Source organism: Streptomyces humi (assembly GCF_001005085.2).
Classification (GTDB): Bacteria; Actinomycetota; Actinomycetes; order Streptomycetales; family Streptomycetaceae; genus Streptomyces; species Streptomyces humi.
Window position 1 is genome coordinate 1 of the sequence record NZ_LBMU02000210.1, and the last position, 1,517, is coordinate 1,517.

Sequence of the window (1,517 nt, forward strand, 5' to 3'; positions counted from 1 at the left end):
TCCGGGACCGGGACGCGTGGTCCGTGATCCGTGGACACGCCCTGGGGGAAGCGTGTGCTCAGCGAGGATTCCAGTTTTGACCCGCACATGTCAGCCGCGTCGAGGTCATTCGAGGGTTTTCCCTATGCGTCGTGGGGTGATCCGTACGACCCCGCGCTCACGCGGACGGCAGGCGCACCATGAAGACGTCCACCGGGTCCTCGGACTCGACGGTGAAGCCGTGCCGCTCGTAGAGCCGCCTGGCCGCGCTGCCCCGCAGGACGTTCAGCCGGACCCGGGACCCGTCACGGTCGCACTCCCCCAGCAGTTCACGCAGCACGCCCGAGCCGATCCCGGCCCCCTGGAGCGCGGGAGCCAGGTAGAAGTGCTCCAGCCAGAGCGCGTCCCCCGCGGGCCGCAGCGCCACGCAGCCGGCGAAGGCGCCGTCCACCTCGATCACCCGGGTGCGGTCCGCGTCGAACCCGTCCCGCAGCCGCTGCCGCACCCGCCTCGGGTCGTACCGCCCGAGCCGCTCCAGATCCGCGCGCAGCACGACCGCCCGCAGTTCGGCCACCGCCTCGACGTCCGCCGACGACGCCGGCCGCATCTGCCACTTCCCCATGATCGCCACGCTATCCGGCACGACCGGCGGACAGCCGGCCGGGGGCCCCGGGGGGGCGGGCAGGGCGGCAGGCAGGGGGACGTGCGCGGCCCTTCGAGCCGCCAGCCCGAGCTGCGGTGAGCTGGGCGCTTTATCCTGGTTCGGTCGGAGTGCGGCGGCCTCGCGCCGGCCGGCCCTCGACAGCTCCCACCCCCAACGGAAGGGGCTTCCCATGCGGGTCTACATCGTCGGCACCGGCAACATGGCGGGCGGTATCGCCACCCGGGCCCTGGCCGGCGGGCACACCGTCCGGCTGATCGGCACGGATCCCGCCAAGGCCGACGTCCTCGCGAAAGCCCTGGCCGAGCGGGTGACGGGGGCCGATGTCGAGCCCGCCGTGCCGGACGCGGTCGGGTCCGCGGACGTGGTGGTGCTGGCCGTGCCGTTCGACGCCGCCCGGCAGGTCATCACCGAGTACGCGGACCGGCTCGTCGGGAAGACCGTCGTCGACATCTCCAACCCCGTGGACTTCGCCACCTTCGACTCGCTCACGGTGCCCGCGGACAGCTCCGCCGCGCAGCAGCTCGCGAAGGCCGCGGCGCCGGGCACCCATGTGGTGAAGGCCTTCAACACCACCTTCGCGGGCGCGCTGGTCGCGGGCGAGGTCGGCGGGCTGCCGTTGGACGTGTTCATCGCGGGCGACGACGAGGCGGCCCGGGACCAGGTCGCCGAACTGGCCGCTTCCGGCGGGCTCAACCCGGTGATCGTCGGCGGTCTGCGGCACGCCCGTGAGCTGGAGGGCATCCAGTTGCTGCACATGGCTCTCCAGACGCGACCCGAGGGACACGACTGGATGAGCGCACTGAAGATAGTCGCCCCCTGACCCCCTCCCACCCACTCCCCTCCACCTCCCTTCCGCTCCCACCCACTCCCCTTC

The 1,517-nt window shown here is 72.8% G+C and carries 2 protein-coding genes; one reads left to right on the forward strand and one right to left on the reverse strand.

Features of this window, described 5'->3' with window-relative positions; genetic code table 11:
• Positions 1–157: 157 nt before the first annotated feature.
• The gene (locus tag AAW13_RS43950; RefSeq protein WP_046728961.1) at positions 158–601 is read right to left on the reverse strand and encodes a GNAT family N-acetyltransferase; all 444 of its coding nucleotides are present in this window, start codon (positions 599–601) and stop codon (positions 158–160) included.
• Between the two features lie 211 nt (positions 602–812).
• On the opposite strand from AAW13_RS43950, the gene AAW13_RS43955 reads away from it, so the two are divergent.
• On the forward strand, positions 813–1,463 hold the full coding sequence (locus AAW13_RS43955; RefSeq protein WP_046728933.1) for an NADPH-dependent F420 reductase: 651 nt from the start codon (positions 813–815) through the stop codon (positions 1,461–1,463).
• Positions 1,464–1,517 lie beyond the last annotated feature (54 nt).

Coding starts and splice junctions, on each gene's coding strand:
- AAW13_RS43955 (WP_046728933.1), top strand. CDS start 813: ATGCGGGTCTACATCGTCGGCACCGGCAACATGGCGGGCGGTATCGCC.
- AAW13_RS43950 (WP_046728961.1), bottom strand. CDS start 601: ATGGGGAAGTGGCAGATGCGGCCGGCGTCGTCGGCGGACGTCGAGGCG.